Here is an 18,052-nt window from a genome sequence, read left to right as displayed (position 1 = left end):
ATCAACCGAGGCCACTGCAAGCCAAAAACAAAAAGGCCGTATGAAAACCTATGGGTTGTCATACGGCCTTTTGTTCAGGCCGGTCCCGTCGGGAAGCTGCGCCGTTCAGGAGCAGCTCCCCACGCCACCGGGAACCCCGCTTAGCCGCGGGGATCAGCGCTTATCTTCAACCGTCCACTTACCGCCGTCGTAGTAGGCTTTCCAGCCAGTTGGCTTGCCGTCGACTTCGGTCTGCACGTATTGCTCCTTGGTCTTGCGGCTGTAGCGAATGACCGCTGGGCGCCCTTCCGGATCCTTCTGCGGTGCTTCACAGAGGAAATGGTACTTCGGATCGATCTCGTCCTTGTGCGGCACGATCTCCATCACCAATGGCGCACGGGTCTCACGGTTTTTCGGGAACTGGCTGGCCGCCAGGAACAAGCCGGAGGCACCGTCGCGCAGGATGTAGGTGTCGTTGACCTTCTCGCACTTGAGCTCAGGCATCTTCACCGGGTCCATCTTCGGCGGCGCCGCGTCACCGCTTTTGAGCAGTTTGCGGGTGTTCTTGCAGGTTGGATTGGTGCAACCGAAGAACTTGCCGAAACGGCCGGTCTTGAGCTGCATCTCACTGCCACACTTGTCACACTCCAGGCTCGGGCCTTCATAGCCCTTGATGCGATAAGTGCCCTCTTCGATCTCGTAGCCGGCACAGTCCGGGTTGTTCCCGCAGATGTGCAGCTTGCGCTTCTCGTCCAGCAGGTAGGCGTCCATTGCCGTGCTGCAGATCGGGCAGCGATGCTTGCCGCGCAGCACCAGGGATTCCGATTCGCCCTCGTCGTCCGCGGCGATTTCGTCGCCCGGCACCAGGTTGACGGTGGCCTTGCAGCGCTCCTTGGGTGGCAGGCTGTAGCCCGAGCAACCGAGGAATACGCCGGTCGAGGCGGTACGGATTTGCATCGGGCGCCCACAGGTCAGGCACGGGATGTCAGTCATGACCGGCTGGTTGGCACGCATGCCGCTGTCAGGGCTTTCGGCCACTTCGAGCTTTTTCTTGAAGTCGCCGTAGAACTCGTCGAGAACGTTTTTCCAGTCGCGCTCGCCCTGGGCCACATCGTCGAGGTTCTCTTCCATACCGGCGGTGAAGCCGTAGTCCATCAGGTTCGAGAAGCTCTCGGACAAACGTTCGGTGACGATGTCACCCATCTTTTCCGAATAGAAACGACGGTTGTGCAACGCCACGTAGCCGCGGTCCTGGATGGTGGAAATGATGGCGGCGTAGGTCGAAGGACGACCGATGCCGCGCTTTTCCATTTCCTTGACCAGGCTGGCTTCGGAGTAACGGGCCGGTGGCTTGGTGAAGTGCTGGGTCGGATCGAGCTTGATCAGCTTCATCACGTCGCCCTGGGCCATGTCCGGCAGGACATCGTCATCCCCAGGCTTGGTGATTTGCGGCATGACGCGGGTGTAGCCGTCGAACTTCAGGATGCGGCCCTTGGCGCGCAGCTCGAAGTCACCGGCACCGACGCTGACCGTGGTCGACAGGTATTGCGCCGGCAGCATCTGGCAAGCCAGGAACTGGCGCCAGATCAGCTCATAGAGACGTTCGGCATCGCGCTCCATGCCCGACAGCTTGCTTGGCTCGGTGTTGGCATCGGACGGACGAATCGCTTCGTGAGCCTCCTGCGCGCCTTCCTTGCTGCTGTAGACGTTCGGCGTGTCCGGCAGGTACTTCTTGCCGAACTCGCTTTCTATATAAGTGCGTGCCATCGCCACGGCATCAGCCGAAAGGTTGGTCGAGTCGGTACGCATGTAGGTGATGTAGCCGGCTTCATACAGACGCTGGGCCATCATCATGGTTTTCTTCACGCCAAAGCCCAGGCGATTGCTCGCGGCCTGTTGCAGCGTGGAGGTAATGAACGGCGCCGACGGCTTGCTGCTGGTCGGCTTGTCTTCGCGCTTGACGATGCTGTAGCTGGAAGCCTTGAGCTTCTCCAGCGCAGCCATGGCCTGGGCTTCGTTAAGCGGCTTGAAGGCCTCGCCCTTCTCCCGGGCCACGTCGAAGCGCACGGTGGCGCCCTTGGCAGTGCCGAGGTCGGCGTGGACTTCCCAGTACTCTTCAGGGATGAACGCACGGATCTCGCGCTCGCGCTCCACCACCAGCTTCACGGCGACCGACTGCACACGACCGGCCGACAGGCCGCGGGCGATCTTGGCCCACAGCAGGGGCGAGACCATATAGCCCACCACGCGATCGAGGAAGCGACGCGCCTGCTGGGCGTTGACCCGATCGATGTCCAGCTCGCCCGGCTGGGAAAAGGCTTCCTGGATGGCCTTCTTGGTAATTTCGTTGAACACCACGCGTTTGTAGCGGCTGTCATCCCCACCGATGGCTTCGCGCAGGTGCCAGGCAATGGCTTCCCCTTCGCGGTCCAAGTCCGTCGCGAGATAGATGGTGTCGGCATCCTTGGCGAGCCGGCGCAGCTCTTCGATGACCTTTTCCTTGCCCGGGAGGATCTCGTACTTGGCTTTCCAGCCATGTTCCGGATCGACCCCCATGCGCGAGACCAACTGCTTGCGCGCCTTGTCTTTCGGCGACAGCGCCGGCGCTTCACCGGCGGCAGCCTTGCCGCGCTTGGCAGCTGGCTCCTTGCTGGCGCTAGCCGAACCGCTGGTGGGCAGGTCTCGGATATGGCCGATACTCGACTTCACCACGTATTGGTTGCCCAGATACTTGTTGATGGTCTTGGCCTTAGCCGGGGATTCCACAATGACCAGCGATTTGCCCATGGATCAGAAAATTCCTGAATGCTAAAAAGTGAAAGGCGGTTGGCGCCTGACGCGGCACCGCTATATATAGTGGCTGCAAGGTGAGGTCAAGCGCAGGGTTGCCCGCATACCGGCCTCAAGGCTTGGAAAAAATGCTCTCCTCGGCCTGCACCAAAGCAAAGCGTGGCACCTGTTCGCCGTCAACCTCGACGGACTCCTGGAACATGCTCAAGGGGCGCACCCAAAAGCCATAATCGCCATACAGGGCTTGATAGAAGACCACTTCTTCCTCGGTCTCGGAATGCCGCGCGATGCTGAATACGCGGTACTGCGGACCTTTGTAATGCTGGTAGAGCCCAGGTTGTATCGGCATGCTTTGGCCCTCACTGAAATCTTTTCAAAATAAAAACAAAATTTTTTCTTATTAAACCCGGAAAAAACAAAAACCGGGGCACTTGGCCCCGGCTTCCATCGACGCAACGCTTAAACGCGTTCGAAGACAGTGGCGATGCCCTGGCCGAGGCCAATGCACATGGTCGATACACCGAAAGTGCCGCCATTCTGCTTCATGACGTTGAGCAGCGTGCCGGAGATACGCGCACCGGAGCAACCGAACGGGTGACCCAGGGCGATCGCGCCGCCGTGCAGGTTAACCTTCTCGTTCATCTTGTCGAGCACTTTCAAATCTTTCAGCACGGGCAAGGCCTGTGCGGCGAAAGCTTCGTTGAGCTCGAAGAAGTCGATATCGGCGATACTCAGGCCTGCACGCTTCAAGGCTTTCTGCGTGGCCGGAACTGGACCATAGCCCATGATCGCCGGGTCCACACCCGCCACGGCCATCGAACGGATCACCGCCATCGGCTGGATACCCAGGTCCTGGGCACGCTGGGCCGACATCACAATCATGCACGAGGCACCGTCGGTGATCTGCGACGAAGTACCGGCTGTCACGGTGCCACCCTTCGGATTGAAGGCCGGCTTGAGGGCCGCCAGGCTTTCCAGGGTAGTTTCCGGACGAATGGTTTCGTCGTAGTCGAACAGTTTCAGGAAACCGTTCTCGTCGTAGCCCTGCATCGGGATGATCTCATCCTTGAACTTGCCTTCCACGGTCGCCTTGTGGGCGAGCTGGTGGGAGCGCACGCCAAAGGCGTCCTGCTGTTCGCGGGTAATGCCGTGCATTTTGCCAAGCATTTCCGCAGTCAGGCCCATCATGCCCGAGGCCTTGGCCGCGTACAGCGACATGTGCGGGTTCGGATCGACGCCGTGCATCATGCTCACGTGGCCCATGTGCTCGACACCCCCGACGACGAACACATCACCGTTGCCGGTCATGATCGCCTGGGCGGCGGTGTGCAGCGCACTCATGGACGAACCGCACAAGCGGCTGACGGTCTGGCCCGCCGCGGTGTGAGGAATCTGGGTCATCAGCGAGGCCATGCGGGCGATGTTCCAGCCCTGCTCCAGGGTCTGGTTCACACAGCCCCAGATCACGTCTTCGACCTCGTTAGGGTCGACCTTGACGTTGCGCTCCAGCAACTTGCTGATCAGGTGCGCCGACATGTCTTCGGCGCGGGTGTTGCGGTGCATGCCGCCCTTGGAGCGGCCCATCGGCGTACGACCGAAGTCGACAATCACGACGTCTCTAGGATTCAAGCTCATAAATGTTCTCTCGCTCTAGTCGTTGGGCGCTTAACCGAAGAAACGCTGGCCGTTCTTGGCCATTTCACGCAGCTTCGCGGTCGGGTGGTACAGCGCGCCCAGATCAGCGTACTGGTCAGCCAGGGCAACGAACTCGGCCACACCGATCGAATCGATGTAACGCAGTGCACCGCCACGGAATGGAGGGAAGCCGATACCGTAGACCAGACCCATGTCGGCTTCGGCGGCGGTTTCAACAATGCCGTCTTCCAGGCAACGCACGGTTTCGAGGCACAGCGGGATCATCATCCAGTTGATGATGTCCTCGTCGGTGACTTCGCGCTGCTCGTAGACGATCGGCTTGAGCACTTCCAGCACCGACGCATCGGCGACTTTCTTCTGCTTGCCGCGCTTGTCGGTCTCGTAGGCGTAGAAGCCCTTGCCGTTCTTCTGGCCCAGGCGCTTGGCTTCGTAGAGCACGTCGACGGCCGAACGACGATCGTCCTTCATGCGGTCCGGGAAGCCTTCAGCCATGACGTCGCGACCGTGGTGGCCGGTGTCGATGCCAACCACGTCCATCAGGTAGGCCGGGCCCATCGGCCAGCCGAATTTCTCCATGATCTTGTCGATGCGCACGAAGTCCACACCGGCGCTGACCAGCTTGGCGAAACCGCCGAAGTACGGGAACAGCACACGGTTGACCAAAAAGCCCGGGCAATCGTTGACGACGATCGGGTTCTTGCCCATTTTCTTGGCGTAGGCCACGGTGGTGGCAACCGCCTGCTCGCTGGACTTCTCGCCACGGATCACTTCCACCAGCGGCATCATGTGCACCGGATTGAAGAAGTGCATGCCGACAAAGTTTTCCGGACGCTTGAGGGCCTTGGCCAACAACGAAATGGAGATGGTCGAGGTGTTCGAAGCGAGGATGGTGTCCTCTTTGACCTTGTCTTCGACTTCAGCCAGTACCGCCTGCTTGACCTTCGGGTTCTCGACAACCGCTTCGACCACCAGGTCGACGTGGCCGAAATCACCGTAGGACAGGGTCGGACGAATGCCGTTGAGCACTTCAGCCATCTTCGCGGCGGTCATGCGACCTTTGTCGACGCGCCCCACCAGCAGCTTGGCGGCTTCGGCCAGGCCCTGCTCGATCCCGTGCTCGTTGATGTCCTTCATCAGGATCGGCGTGCCTTTGGACGCCGACTGGTAGGCGATACCGCCACCCATGATGCCGGCGCCGAGCACGGCGGCCTGCTTCACGTCACGGGCGATTTCGTCATAGGCCTTGGCCTTCTTCTTCAGTTCCTGGTCGTTGAGGAACAGACCGATCAGGCTTTGTGCAGCCGAGGTCTTGGCCAGCTTCACGAAGCCGGCAGCCTCGACTTCCAGGGCCTTGTCGCGACCGAAGCTCGCAGCTTTCTGGATGGTCTTGATGGCTTCGACCGGCGCCGGGTAGTTCGGGCCTGCCTGGCCTGCCACGAAACCCTTGGCGGTTTCGAAGGCCATCATCTGTTCGATGGCGTTGAGCTTGAGCTTTTCCAGCTTCGGCTGGCGCTTGGCCTTGTAGTCGAACTCGCCGCTGATGGCGCGTTTGATGGTTTCAAGGGCCGCTTCCTGGAGCTTGCCAGGTTCGACCACCGCATCCACGGCACCGACTTTCAGTGCGTCTTCGGCACGGTTTTCCTTGCCGGCGGCGATCCACTCGATGGCGTTGTCGGCACCGATCAGGCGCGGCAGGCGCACGGTGCCGCCGAAGCCCGGGTAAATGCCCAGCTTGACTTCCGGCAGGCCGATCTTGGCCGTGGTGGCCATGACGCGGTAGTCCGCCGCCAGGCACATTTCCAGGCCGCCACCCAGGGCGATGCCATTGATGGCCGCGACGGTCGGTACATTGAGGTCTTCGAAATCGCTGAAAATACGGTTGGCTTCGAGGTTGCCAGCGATCAGTTCGGCATCGGGCAGCTTGAAGTTGTCGACGAATTCGGTGATGTCGGCACCGACGATGAACACGTCCTTGCCGCTGCTGACGATCACACCCTTGATCGAAGCATCTGCCTTGATAGTGTCTACAGCCTGACGCAATTCATTCAGGGTTAGACGGTTGAACTTGTTGACGGACTCACCCTTGAGGTCGAATTTCAGTTCGACGATGCCACTTTCAAGAGCCTTAACCGTGATGGCTTTACCTTCGTAAATCATCAACTGATCTCCACGATATGGAAGCTGAACAGTACACGTTGAACGCTGACCACTGGTTCGGCACTGACGTTACCGCCGATGCTACGCCAATCCGCCAGGCACACCCGCCAACGCGATAGTCGGGGTCTGTAGGAGCAGTCTGAAAATACAAACGCTCAATTCATACGCCCGTTTGATTTGGGTACGTCACCTTCACGGAATTTCCGACAATTGTCAATCGCCCTAAACACAGGCATTAACGCGACTTTACGGTCATTTCCGTACCCTACGGATCCGCAACACGGCGCCGCATGAGTGACCATTCATAGAATCAATCATTAGAAAAATCGCCCTAATTCCAGACATATCGGATCCAGCCGACTACGCTGTCGGGACGCGATTGAATTTTGCAAAATGAAGGGCGTTGCGAATGCACGCCCTGACACGAGATGGATTACCGGCCTGCCTGGCCAACCCGCCCGATGAGACTGTCGGGCTTTTTTATGCCTCAGGCCAGCGCCTTGAGCACACCGGCAATGGCCTGCAACACACTGGCTTCGCCTTTTTCGCCCCAGTACAAGGCAATCATTTGCCGATCGGCTTCGACCTTGTAGACGTTGGCTGGCAATTTTTCGAAATGATTGAGCAGGGACTCATCCTGGCAGACTTCCCGCCACTGATTGGCCCAGACACCCGGTGCAGTTTGCCAGTAGCTCCAACAGGCTGGCTGGCTGCCGCGCCGAGGCCGATAGTACTGGGCACAGGGGTTTGGCGGCTGCTGGCCGAGCCAGTGTGGCCACTCCTGGGGCGCCAGTTGCATGGCCAGGCCCAGGCGTCGGGCCTCCATGCGCAGCGCCATGCGACCGCTCTGCACACGGGACGGACGCAACCATGCCAGCGGACTTAACACCACCAACAGGATTGACAGCACTATCCAGACCGTCATATTCGTACTCCCCGATTCTGATGAGCCCATTGACCAGGTCGCGTCAATGCGCTTTAAACCAGCCATACTTACCGTATCGCAATTCTCTGGAGTGCCTTCCATGTACTACTCACACATTCTGGTCGCCGTCGACCTCACTGAAGAATGCGATCCGGTCGTCAAGCGCGCCCTCGCCCTCTGCGAAGGCCGAGACACCCAATTGTCGCTGGTGCACATCGTCGAACCGATGGCCATGGCCTTCGGTGGCGACGTGCCAATGGACCTTTCCCAGTTGCAGCAGCAACAATTCGACCAGGCCAAGGAGCGCCTTGACCGACTGATCGTGAAATACCCGGCCCTGAAGAAGGAGTTCAGCCACCTGACCTATGGTCAGCCGCGCCAGGAGATCCATCACCTGGCCAAGGAACAGGGTTGCGACCTGATTGTCGTCGGCAGCCATGGTCGCCATGGCCTCGCGCTGCTGCTGGGCTCGACCGCCAACGATGTGCTGCATGGCGCGCCTTGCGATGTGCTGGCGGTGCATCTGGTCAAGCGTACATAACACCTGTGGGAGCGAGCCTGCTCGCGAAAGCGCTGTGCCAGTCGACTGCACGATTGACTGTCATGCCACTTTCGCGAGCAGGCTCGCTCCCACAAGGGGATGTATTTCAGATCAAGCGTCCAGTTCAGCCCAACGCTCGACCAGTGCGTCCAGCTCGGCCTGCAACTGCTCCAGGTGCGCGATGACCTTGGCGGTTTCAGCCGCTGGCCGCTGGTAGAAGCCGACGTCAGCCATCTCGGCTTCCACGGCGGCAATCTGCTGTTCCTTCGCATCGATATCAGCGGGCAAGGCTTCCAGCTCACGCTGCAACTTGTAGCTGAGTTTTTTCTTCGCTGGGGCCGGGGCCGCGGCGGCAACCGGCGCGGGCTCGGCCTTGACCACGGCCGAATTCAGATCGGCCTTGCCGGACTTGCTCTCGGTGACCCCCAGCAGACGCGGCGAGCCGCCCTGGCGCAGCCAGTCCTGATAACCACCGACGTATTCTCGAACCAGGCCTTCGCCTTCGAACACCAGGGTGCTGGTGACCACGTTGTCGAGGAATGCCCGGTCGTGACTGACCATCAGGACGGTGCCGTTGAAGGTCAACAACACCTCTTCCAGCAATTCCAGGGTTTCCACGTCCAGATCGTTGGTCGGTTCGTCGAGCACCAGCAGGTTCGCAGGCTTGCTGAACAACTTGGCCAGCAACAGACGGGCGCGCTCACCACCCGACAGCGCCTTGACCGGCGTGCGGGCACGCTGGGGGCTGAACAGGAAATCGCCGAGGTAGCTCAACACGTGACGGCTCTGGCCATCGATGTCAATGAAATCGCGGCCTTCGGCCACGTTGTCGATCACGGTCTTCTCCAGGTCCAACTGATGGCGCAATTGGTCAAAGTACGCGACATCGATCTTCGTGCCCTCTTCCACCTTGCCGCTGGTCGGCACCAGGCCACCCAGCATCAGTTTGAGCAGGGTAGTCTTGCCGGTACCGTTGGCGCCCAGCAGGCCGATGCGATCACCACGCTGCAGGACCATGGAGAAGTCCTTGACCAGAAACGGGCCGCCCGGATGGGCGAAACTGACGTTCTCCAGCACCATGACCTGTTTGCCGGACTTGTCGGCCGTTTCCAACTGGATGTTGGCCTTGCCGGTACGCTCACGGCGTTCGCTGCGCTCAACGCGCAAGGCCTTGAGGGCCCTCACACGGCCTTCGTTACGAGTGCGACGGGCCTTGATGCCCTGGCGGATCCAGACTTCTTCCTGGGCCAGGCGCTTGTCGAACAGCGCGTTGGCGGTTTCTTCCGCCGCCAGTACCGCTTCCTTGTGCACCAGGAAGCTGGCGTAGTCGCCGTTCCAGTCGATCAGGCCGCCGCGGTCCAGCTCAAGGATGCGCGTCGCCAGGTTTTGCAGGAAGGACCGGTCGTGGGTGATGAACAGCACCGCCCCCTGGAAGTCTTTCAGGGCTTCTTCAAGCCAGGCGATGGCGCCGATGTCCAGGTGGTTGGTCGGTTCGTCGAGCAGCAGCAGGTCCGGCTCGGAGACCAGGGCCTGAGCCAGCAGGACGCGACGACGCCAGCCGCCAGACAATTCGGCGAGCGTCTTGTCGGCCGGCAATTGCAGGCGGCTCAGGGTGCTGTCGACCAGTTGCTGCAGACGCCAGCCGTCTCGGGCTTCGAGGTCGTGCTGCACGTGCATCAACTTGTCCAGATCGGCATCGGTGACGATGTTCTGGCTCAAGTGGTGATACTCGGCCAACAGCGCGCCGACACCGTCCAGGCCCTCAGCAACCACGTCGAACACGGTCCGCTCGTCGGCCACCGGCAGTTCTTGGGGCAACTCGCCGATTTTCAGGCCTGGCGCCCGCCAGACGGAGCCGTCGTCGGGCTTCTGATCGCCCTTGACCAGCTTCATCATGCTGGATTTGCCAGTGCCGTTGCGGCCGATGATGCACACCCGCTCACCACGGGCGATCTGCCAGGACACCTTGTCCAACAACGGCATAGCGCCGAAAGCAAGGGACACATCGCTGAATTTGAGCAGGGTCATGAGCTTCTCCAAAAACCGGGCGCGCATTCTACCTGAGATGAGGCCTCAGGGGTCCGCCAATTTCACCACTCAAGCATTCTGCAAATGCACGCTGCCTGACAAATGTTGCGAACTTGTACCGACGGCCCTGCAAAGCTTTCACCGGCTGCTGGCAAAAGGCTAAGCTACAGACAGTTACCCTGGGTTACCCCTTGGGCTTGTCTTGTTTTTTCTGCCCGGATGTCTCATGCGCAGTCGCCTTTTCAGTGTTTTATCGTGTCTTTTTGTATGTGCCACTGCCGTTCAATCCGCGCAGGCGGTGGATATCTCCACTCAACGCCAATATTACGACGAGGCCAAGCGCGCCTTGGCCAAGGGTGATTCCGGCCCATACTTTCGCTACAGCCAGGCCTTGCGCGATTATCCGCTGGAACCCTACCTGGCCTACGACGAATTGACCGCTCGCCTCAAGAGCGCCAGCAACGCCGAAATCGAGAAGTTCCTCGCCGAGCATGGTGACCTGCCCCAGGCCAACTGGATGAAACTGCGTTGGTTACGCTGGCTGGCCGAGCGCGGCGACTGGGCGACCTTCGTCAAGTATTACGACCCCAAACTCAACTTCACCGAACTGGACTGCCTCAACGCCCAGTACCAACTCAGCCATGGCCTGAAGGCCGAGGGCTATGCCAACACGGAAAAACTGTGGCTCACCGGCAAGTCCCAGCCCCAGGCGTGCGACGCGCTGTTCGGCCTGTGGGCCTCCCAGGGCCAGTTGACCGAGCAGAAACGCTGGGAGCGCGTCAAGCTGGCCGCCCAGGCGCGCAATTACCCGCTGGCCAACAGCCTGGTCAGTGGCTTGAGCACCCTCGCCCCCCGTGGCAAATTGCTGGTGGACGTGGCCCAAAAGCCCGAGCTGCTCAACCAGTCGTCGCGCTTCAGTCCGGCCGATGAACCGATGTCCGATATCGTCAGCCTCGGCCTGCGTCGCCTGGCCCGCCAGGACCCGGAAAAGGCCATGGCATTGCTGGATGGCTACGCCAGCACCATGCATTTTTCCCGGGATGAAAAAGTCGCGATTGCCCGGGAAATCGGCCTGACCCTGGCCAAGCGCTTCGACAGTCGCGCCTTGGACGTGATGACGAAATACGATCCGGAACTGCGGGACGACACCGTTTCGGAGTGGCGCTTGCGCCTGCTGCTGCGCCTGGCCCGGTGGGACGACGCCTACCAACTGACCCGCCGCCTGCCCGAGACGCTGGCCAGCACCAACCGTTGGCGCTACTGGCAGGCCCGTACGCTCGAGCTGGCCCAGCCGCAAAACCCCGAGGCACTGACGCTCTACAAGCATCTGGCCCGTGAGCGGGACTTCTATGGATTCCTGGCCGCCGACCGTTCCCAGTCGCCGTATTCACTCGTCAACAAGCCACTGGTGATGAGCCAGGCCCTGATCAACAAGGTGCGCAATACGCCCGGTATCCGCCGCGCGCTGGAGTTTCACGCCCGCGGGGACATCGTTGACGGACGCCGTGAGTGGTATCACGTCAGCCGGCATTTCAACCGGGACGAAATGGTCGCCCAGGCGAAACTGGCCTATGAGCTGAAATGGTATTTCCCGGCCATTCGCACCATCAGCCAGGCCAAGTACTGGGATGACCTGGACATCCGCTTCCCGATGGCCCACCGCGACACCCTGGTGCGCGAAGCCAAGGTCCGTGGCCTGCATTCGAGCTGGGTATTCGCAATCACTCGCCAGGAAAGCGCCTTCATGGACGACGCCCGCTCCAGTGTCGGCGCCGCCGGTCTGATGCAACTGATGCCTGGTACAGCCAAGGAAACCGCGCGCAAGTTCAGCATCCCCCTGGCCTCCCCCAAACAAGTGTTGAACCCGGACAAGAACATCCAGTTGGGCGCCGCCTACCTGAGCCAGGTTCACAGCCAGTTCAATGGCAACCGCGTCCTCGCCTCGGCGGCCTACAACGCCGGCCCCGGTCGCGTGCGTCAGTGGCTGCGGGGCGCCGACCACTTGAGCTTCGACGTCTGGGTCGAAAGCATCCCCTTCGACGAAACCCGCCAATACGTACAGAACGTGTTGTCGTACTCGGTGATCTACGGCCAGAAACTCAACTCGCCGCAACCGCTGGTGGATTGGCATGAGCGTTATTTCGATGATCAGTGATTAACACCCCCACAAAGCCCTCTTCTTTGTGGGAGCGAGCTTGCTCGCGATGGCGTCGGCACCTGCAACATGAATGCAAGCTGACTCACCGCTATCGCGAGCAAGCTCGCTCCCACAGGGCCTGCATCAAACACAGCATCCCCTGTGGACGCGGTATCACTCGGCTCCCGACGCCTGGCCAACACTGAACTGCAACGCCGCCAGCCGCGCGTACAGCGCATTGCTGGCGACCAGCGCCTGGTGAGTGCCCACGGCAACCACCTTGCCCTGATCCATCACCGCGATCCGATCGGCGTTTTTCACCGTGGCCAGACGGTGGGCGATGACCAGCGTCGTGCGGTTTTTCATCAGGCTGGGCAAGGCTTGCTGGATCAGGTGTTCGCTTTGCGCATCGAGGGCGCTGGTGGCTTCGTCCAACAGCAGGATCGGCGCGTCCACCAGCAACGCCCGGGCGATGGCCAGGCGTTGGCGCTGGCCGCCGGACAGACCCAGGCCACCGTCTCCCAAGTGGGTCTGATAGCCGTCGGGCATTTTTTCGATGAAGTCGTGGGCGTGGGCAATCTGCGCGGCTTCGCGCACCTGCTCGGACGTCGCTTGCGGATTGCCGTAGCGGATGTTCTCTTCGACCGTGCCGAAAAACAGCGCCGGATTCTGCGAAACCAGGGCGAAATGGCGGCGCAGGTCCAGGGGATCGAGTCGAGTCAACGGCACATCGTCGATCAGGATCTGCCCTTGCACCGGATCATAGAAACGCAGCAGCAGGTCGTAGACCGTCGACTTGCCGGCACCGGAAGGCCCGACAAGGGCCAGGGTCTCGCCGGCCTTGATCGTCAGGTCGAGACCGTCGACCGCATAACTGTCCGGTCGCGACGGATAGGAAAAACGCACGCCTTCGAGGCGCAAATCGCCGCGGACCCGCTCCGGCAACGTGACAAGACCTGAGGCCGGCGGCTGGATGATGTTCTCCGAACGCAGCAACTCGGCAATGCGCTCTGCCGCACCGGCCGCCCGCTGCAACTCGCCGATCACTTCGCTCAGGGTACCGAAGGCACTGCCGACGATCAGGCTATAGAACACAAATGCCGCCAGCTCACCGCCGGAAATCCGCCCGGCGATCACATCCATGCCGCCGACCCAGAGCATCACCCCCACCGCCCCCAGCACCAGCACGATCACCAGGGTGATCAGCCAGGCCCGCTGGGCGATGCGCTTGCGAGCGGTGTCGAAGGCCTGCTCCACCGTCGCGGAAAAACGGTGTTCGTCCTGGACTTGGTGGTTGTAGGCCTGCACGGTTTTGATCTGGCCGAAGGTTTCGGAGACGTAGCTGCCGACGTCGGCAATGCGGTCCTGGCTCTCGCGCGACAAGCTGCGCACCCGACGACCGAAGATCAGGATCGGCGCCAATACCAGCGGCAAGGCAATCACCACGATGCTGGTCAGCTTGGGGTTGGTGATGAACAACAGCACGATGCCGCCCACCACCATCAAGGCGTTGCGCAAAAACAACGACAGCGACGAACCGATCACCGATTGCAGCAAGGTCGTATCGGCGGTCAGCCGGGACTGGATTTCCGAACTGCGATTGTTTTCGTAGAAACCCGGGTGCAAGTACACCAGATGGTTGAAGACCTGCCGCCGGATATCGGCCACCACCCGCTCGCCAATCCAGGACACCAGGTAAAAACGCGCAAACGTACCGATCGCCAACCCCACCACCAGCACCATGAACAGGCCGATGGATTGATTGAGCAGGTGCGGTGAGCGGGTCATGAAGCCCTGGTCCACCAGCAAGCGGATGCCCTGGCCCATGGACAACGTAATGCCGGCGGTGACAATCAAGGCCAGCAAAGCGCCGACAACCTGTTTGCGGTAAGGGGCGATGAAGCCGCTGGCCAGGCGTATGGCACGGCGATGTCGGGTAGAAAGCATCCAAGGCGTCCGATGATTGCAGCAGAAAAGGCCAGCTCGCGACGCCGAAACGCAGCGGAACCAAGTGGAATCGCAATGAGTCAGGTTAAATATGACCACTACGACTAGCAGCTAGATGTTATCGGTCTAAAGTCTGGCTGGAAACGCAACTGTGTTTCTGATTGAGTGGAGGTGTCGCCATGAACCTACAAGGAGTGTCATGGCTCGGTCACCTGGCGACAATAAAGTAGGCACACAACCTGATGAGGAGACAGGCCATGTCCTTGCAACACAGCAGCGACGACAAGATTCAAGTAATCCGCACGCAACCGGACCAGTCTCTGGGCTGCTCGTTCATCGATGAACAGGGGCGCGAAGTACCCATTACCGAAGACATGATCCGCAAAGCCTGCAGTGAGCTGGAAAAACGACTGGTCAAGCCTGCCGAACAAAAGTGATACAGCCCGTCTTCAATTGGACCCGACGTTGATGTCGGGTTTTTTATGCCTGAAAGAACAAGGCTGCCATTGATCTCTGGCTTGGCACTCACTTGTGGCGAGGGGATTTATCCCCGCTGGGCTGCGCAGCAGCCCCATTGGTTCAAACTGACACACCGCAACCTTCAGATTTCGGGGCCGCTTCGCGCCCCAGCGGGGATAAATCCCCTCGCCACAAAAAGACGGCGTCTAGACGAGGGTGGCGCCCAACGCCGTGACAATCTGTTGCAAGGCCGCCGACTGCCCGTCGATACGTACCTTCAAGCTGTCGATTTCCCGCCGTGGCGGGTAAAGCTTGCGCAAGGCATCGAACGCACGGCGTTGTTCGTCGACGGTGCCCACCAGGCTACGGCGAAAGTTCGCGTCGTCGCCACGGGGGTCGTACACGCTCCGGCACAGCACCGCCAAGGCCCAGGCCGGGTCGGTTGCGGCATCCAGGGTGATGCCACCCAGCCACGGCCGAGGCAACAGGTCGCCGAGGCTGACCTCGACCGGTCGCTCCAGGAACGCGCACAAGGCCTGGTAGATCTGGGCCGTGCCTCGTTGGCGGCCATCGAGGCTGTAACCGGCAATGTGCGGGGTGGCGATCACGCACAAATCAGCCAGGTCCACATCCACGGTGGGCTCCTGCTCCCAGACATCCAGCACCGCTTGCAGGTCTTCACGCTCCAGCAACACCTCGCGCAGCGCGGCGTTATCGATCACTGGCCCTCGGGCCGCATTGATCAGCCAGGTGCCGGGCTTGAGCTGGTTCAGACGCACCTCGTCGAACAGGTGCCAGGTCGGTTGCTCGCCGTCGCGGGTCAACGGGGTGTGCAAGCTGATCACATCGCACTGCTCGATGATCTGCTCCAGGCTCACATAGTCGCCGCCCTCGGCGGCCTGACGCGGCGGATCGCAGACCTTCACGGCCCAGCCCAACCCCTTGAGCACCTCGATCAACCGCCCGCCCACCTGGCCTGCGCCGACCACGCCGAAGGTTCGTTGCTCAAGTTGCGCACCTTCGATTTCTGCCAGGGTCATCAGGCTGCCCAACACATAGTCCACCACGCCACGGGCATTGCAGCCCGGCGCGCTGGCCCAGCGGATACCGGCCTCGGCGAAATAATTCAGGTCCAAGTGATCGGTGCCGATGGTGCAGGTGCCGACGAAGCGCACCTTGCTGCCTTCCAGCAGGGCTCGATTGACCTGGCTGACCGAGCGCACCAGCAACACATCGGCCTGCTCGACCATCGCCCGATCGATACCCCGCCCGGCCACTCGGCGGATTTCACCGAAACCTTGAAAAAATGCATCGAGCAGGGGGATGTTTTCGTCGGCGACGATCAGCATGGCAGAGCTCCTTTGGCGGGATGGGCAGTGTAGGCGTTCCTCGCCATGGTGAGCCAGTGCATTACTTGAGTGAAAGGTAATGTGGCGAGGGGATTTATCCCCGCTCGACTGCGCAGCGGTCGCAGATATACAAGGGGGCTTCGCCCCAGCGGGGATAAATCCCCTCGCCACAAGGCATTCACGCATTTCTGTCCGTGTTTACAAATCCCCAACACAGGTTTTTTCCTGACCACTGCGTCAACGCGTAGAATTCGCCGCCTTGCGCTAATTCTTTCGGACGCTTCGCCTGTGAAACCTGTGATCGACACACCTGCCCTTATCTCCCGCCCGGCCCGGGTTCGCCTGGAGCTCAAGACGCTGCTGGCCCTGGCCTTGCCGATCATAGTGGCGCAACTGGCGACCACCGCCATGGGCTTTGTCGATGCGGTGATGGCCGGTCGGGTCGGTCCACGGGACCTGGCGGCCGTGGCCCTGGGCAACTCGATCTGGGTGCCGGTGTTCCTGTTGATGACCGGCACACTGCTGGCGACCACGCCGAAAGTGGCCCAGCGCTTCGGTGCCGGTACGTTCGACGAGATCGGCCCGCTGGTACGCCAGGCGCTGTGGCTGGCACTGGTGGTGGGGTTGATCGCGACCCTGGCACTGTTCAGCGCCGAACCGATCCTGCACATCATGAAAGTCGATCCCGAATTGATCGGCCCGTGCATGGAATACCTGCGGGGCATCGGCACGGGCCTGCCGGCCGTGGCGCTGTACCACGTGCTGCGCTGCTTCAGCGACGGCCTGGGTCGCACGCGACCGGCGATGGTGCTGGGGCTTTGTGGGCTGGCGCTGAACATTCCGCTCAATTACATCTTCATCTATGGGCACCTGGGCGTGCCCGCCATGGGCGGCGTCGGCTGCGGCTGGGCCACGGCCATCGTAATGTGGGTCATGGCCCTGGGCATGGCCGGTTGGGCCCGCTGGGCCCCGGCCTATCAGTCGAGTCGGTTGTTCAGCCGTTTCGACTGGCCACAATGGGCGGTCATCAAGCGTCTGCTAGGCATTGGTTTGCCGATCGGCATCGCGGTGTTCGCCGAGTCGAGTATTTTCGCGGTCATCGCGCTGCTGATCGGCAGCCTCGGTGCCACGGTGGTGGCCGGGCACCAGATCGCGCTGAACTTCAGCTCCCTGGTGTTCATGATTCCCTACTCCCTGGGCATGGCCGTGACGGTTCGGGTCGGCCAGGCACTGGGCCGCGCCCAGCCTCGCGAGGCGCGCTTCGCCGCTGGCGTGGGCATGGGCACGGCCCTGGCCTACGCCTGCCTCTCGGCAAGCCTGATGCTCGCACTGCGCGAGCCGATCGCGGCGATTTATACCGGCGACCCCGTGGTGATCGAAGTGGCCTCGATGCTGATCGTCTATGCGGCGTTGTTTCAGTTTTCCGATGCGATCCAGGTCACGGCGGCCGGCGCATTGCGCGGCTACCAGGACACCCGGGTGACGATGATCCTGACCCTGTTCGCCTATTGGGGCATCGGCCTGCCGGTGGGTTACGCCCTGGGCCTGACCGACTGGCTCGGCACCCCGAGCGGCCCGAGCGGGTTGTGGCAAGGCCTGATCGTAGGCTTGAGTTGCGCGGCGCTGATGTTGTCGATCCGCCTGGCCCGCAGCGCGCGCAAACAGATCCACCTGAGCCGCTCGATGGATCAAGCGAGTTTCTTGCGGATCCAGTAGAGATAGGTACCGGCCTCTTCCTGCTGGGCCACCAGTTCGTGGTCCAGGAACACGCAAAACTTGGGGATATCCCGGCGAGTCGAGGGGTCGGTGGCGATGACTTTCAGCAGGCCACCGGGGGCCAGGTCGCGGATGTGCTGGTGCAGCATCATCACCGGTTCCGGGCAATTGAGGCCCGTGGCATCCAGCGTGCCGTCGACCGGCGTGTCGTTCATTTCACTCATGTTCTACTCCTGGAACTGGCCGGCATTGTCGCGCAATGTCGGCGCTCGGTCACCCCTGGCTTCACACTGCCTCCTGTGGGAGCGAGCTTGCTCGCGATAGCGGTGGGTCAGCTTACATCCATATGGGAATGTACCGACGTCATC

The 18,052-nt window shown here is 61.1% G+C and carries 13 protein-coding genes; 4 read left to right on the top strand and 9 right to left on the bottom strand.

Annotated features, from left to right (window positions below):
- Positions 1–153: 153 nt before the first annotated feature.
- The 5 genes from topA to ACMTA2_RS10515 all read right to left on the bottom strand — a co-directional run bounded on the left by topA (position 154) and on the right by ACMTA2_RS10515 (position 7,507).
- Positions 154–2,766, bottom strand: coding sequence for a type I DNA topoisomerase (topA, locus tag ACMTA2_RS10535; RefSeq protein WP_413794789.1), 2,613 nt, complete (start codon positions 2,764–2,766; stop codon positions 154–156).
- 115 nt (positions 2,767–2,881) lie between these two features.
- Positions 2,882–3,118 (bottom strand): DUF1653 domain-containing protein, encoded by a 237-nt coding sequence (locus tag ACMTA2_RS10530; RefSeq protein WP_025212748.1) that lies wholly within the window; start codon positions 3,116–3,118, stop codon positions 2,882–2,884.
- Between the two features lie 110 nt (positions 3,119–3,228).
- On the bottom strand, positions 3,229–4,404 hold the full coding sequence (gene fadA, locus ACMTA2_RS10525; RefSeq protein ID WP_186636541.1) for an acetyl-CoA C-acyltransferase FadA: 1,176 nt from the start codon (positions 4,402–4,404) through the stop codon (positions 3,229–3,231).
- A gap of 30 nt (positions 4,405–4,434) precedes the next feature.
- On the bottom strand, positions 4,435–6,582 hold the full coding sequence (fadB, locus tag ACMTA2_RS10520; RefSeq protein WP_413794788.1) for a fatty acid oxidation complex subunit alpha FadB: 2,148 nt from the start codon (positions 6,580–6,582) through the stop codon (positions 4,435–4,437).
- Between the two features lie 487 nt (positions 6,583–7,069).
- Positions 7,070–7,507, bottom strand: coding sequence for a hypothetical protein (locus ACMTA2_RS10515; protein WP_413794787.1), 438 nt, complete (start codon positions 7,505–7,507; stop codon positions 7,070–7,072).
- A gap of 100 nt (positions 7,508–7,607) precedes the next feature.
- Here ACMTA2_RS10515 and ACMTA2_RS10510 point away from each other — a divergent pair, with 100 nt between their 5' ends.
- Entirely contained in the window at positions 7,608–8,048 is a 441-nt protein-coding gene (locus ACMTA2_RS10510; RefSeq protein WP_413794786.1) for a universal stress protein, read from the top strand.
- 111 nt (positions 8,049–8,159) lie between these two features.
- Here the strand turns inward: ACMTA2_RS10510 and ACMTA2_RS10505 are convergent, their stop codons facing one another.
- Positions 8,160–10,076: an ATP-binding cassette domain-containing protein gene (locus tag ACMTA2_RS10505; RefSeq protein ID WP_413794785.1), complete on the bottom strand. Its 1,917-nt coding sequence runs from the start codon at positions 10,074–10,076 to the stop codon at positions 8,160–8,162.
- Positions 10,077–10,302: 226 nt separating this feature from the next.
- Here ACMTA2_RS10505 and ACMTA2_RS10500 point away from each other — a divergent pair, with 226 nt between their 5' ends.
- Complete coding sequence (locus ACMTA2_RS10500) at positions 10,303–12,231, top strand: transglycosylase SLT domain-containing protein (protein ID WP_413794784.1); 1,929 nt, start codon at positions 10,303–10,305, stop codon at positions 12,229–12,231.
- 156 nt (positions 12,232–12,387) lie between these two features.
- Here ACMTA2_RS10500 and ACMTA2_RS10495 read toward each other — a convergent pair whose 3' ends face one another.
- Positions 12,388–14,160 carry an ABC transporter transmembrane domain-containing protein gene (locus tag ACMTA2_RS10495; protein ID WP_413794783.1) on the bottom strand — a complete coding sequence of 591 codons (1,773 nt, stop codon included), beginning with the start codon at positions 14,158–14,160 and terminating at the stop codon, positions 12,388–12,390.
- A 257-nt stretch (positions 14,161–14,417) separates the two neighbouring features.
- Here ACMTA2_RS10495 and ACMTA2_RS10490 point away from each other — a divergent pair, with 257 nt between their 5' ends.
- Entirely contained in the window at positions 14,418–14,597 is a 180-nt protein-coding gene (locus ACMTA2_RS10490; protein WP_053183318.1) for a PA1571 family protein, read from the top strand.
- A gap of 228 nt (positions 14,598–14,825) precedes the next feature.
- Here the strand turns inward: ACMTA2_RS10490 and pdxB are convergent, their stop codons facing one another.
- Positions 14,826–15,968 carry a 4-phosphoerythronate dehydrogenase PdxB gene (pdxB, locus tag ACMTA2_RS10485; protein ID WP_413794782.1) on the bottom strand — a complete coding sequence of 381 codons (1,143 nt, stop codon included), beginning with the start codon at positions 15,966–15,968 and terminating at the stop codon, positions 14,826–14,828.
- Between the two features lie 288 nt (positions 15,969–16,256).
- Here pdxB and ACMTA2_RS10480 point away from each other — a divergent pair, with 288 nt between their 5' ends.
- Positions 16,257–17,684 carry an MATE family efflux transporter gene (locus ACMTA2_RS10480; RefSeq protein ID WP_413794781.1) on the top strand — a complete coding sequence of 476 codons (1,428 nt, stop codon included), beginning with the start codon at positions 16,257–16,259 and terminating at the stop codon, positions 17,682–17,684.
- On the opposite strand, the gene tusA is transcribed toward ACMTA2_RS10480, so the two are convergent.
- The gene (gene tusA / locus ACMTA2_RS10475; protein ID WP_003183455.1) at positions 17,657–17,908 is read right to left on the bottom strand and encodes a sulfurtransferase TusA; all 252 of its coding nucleotides are present in this window, start codon (positions 17,906–17,908) and stop codon (positions 17,657–17,659) included. The two genes, ACMTA2_RS10480 and tusA, sit on opposite strands and share 28 nt — an antisense overlap.
- Between the last annotated feature and the right edge of the window lie 144 nt (positions 17,909–18,052).

The organism is Pseudomonas medicaginis (assembly GCF_965119365.1).
Classification (GTDB): domain Bacteria; phylum Pseudomonadota; class Gammaproteobacteria; order Pseudomonadales; family Pseudomonadaceae; genus Aquipseudomonas.
This window is presented reverse-complemented; position numbering and strand designations above follow the sequence as displayed.

Coding starts and splice junctions, on each gene's coding strand:
- ACMTA2_RS10490 (WP_053183318.1), top strand. CDS start 14,418: ATGTCCTTGCAACACAGCAGCGACGACAAGATTCAAGTAATCCGCACG.
- ACMTA2_RS10495 (WP_413794783.1), bottom strand. CDS start 14,160: ATGCTTTCTACCCGACATCGCCGTGCCATACGCCTGGCCAGCGGCTTC.
- topA (WP_413794789.1), bottom strand. CDS start 2,766: ATGGGCAAATCGCTGGTCATTGTGGAATCCCCGGCTAAGGCCAAGACC.
- pdxB (WP_413794782.1), bottom strand. CDS start 15,968: ATGCTGATCGTCGCCGACGAAAACATCCCCCTGCTCGATGCATTTTTT.
- ACMTA2_RS10530 (WP_025212748.1), bottom strand. CDS start 3,118: ATGCCGATACAACCTGGGCTCTACCAGCATTACAAAGGTCCGCAGTAC.
- tusA (WP_003183455.1), bottom strand. CDS start 17,908: ATGAGTGAAATGAACGACACGCCGGTCGACGGCACGCTGGATGCCACG.
- ACMTA2_RS10510 (WP_413794786.1), top strand. CDS start 7,608: ATGTACTACTCACACATTCTGGTCGCCGTCGACCTCACTGAAGAATGC.
- fadB (WP_413794788.1), bottom strand. CDS start 6,582: ATGATTTACGAAGGTAAAGCCATCACGGTTAAGGCTCTTGAAAGTGGC.
- ACMTA2_RS10500 (WP_413794784.1), top strand. CDS start 10,303: ATGCGCAGTCGCCTTTTCAGTGTTTTATCGTGTCTTTTTGTATGTGCC.
- fadA (WP_186636541.1), bottom strand. CDS start 4,404: ATGAGCTTGAATCCTAGAGACGTCGTGATTGTCGACTTCGGTCGTACG.
- ACMTA2_RS10515 (WP_413794787.1), bottom strand. CDS start 7,507: ATGACGGTCTGGATAGTGCTGTCAATCCTGTTGGTGGTGTTAAGTCCG.
- ACMTA2_RS10505 (WP_413794785.1), bottom strand. CDS start 10,076: ATGACCCTGCTCAAATTCAGCGATGTGTCCCTTGCTTTCGGCGCTATG.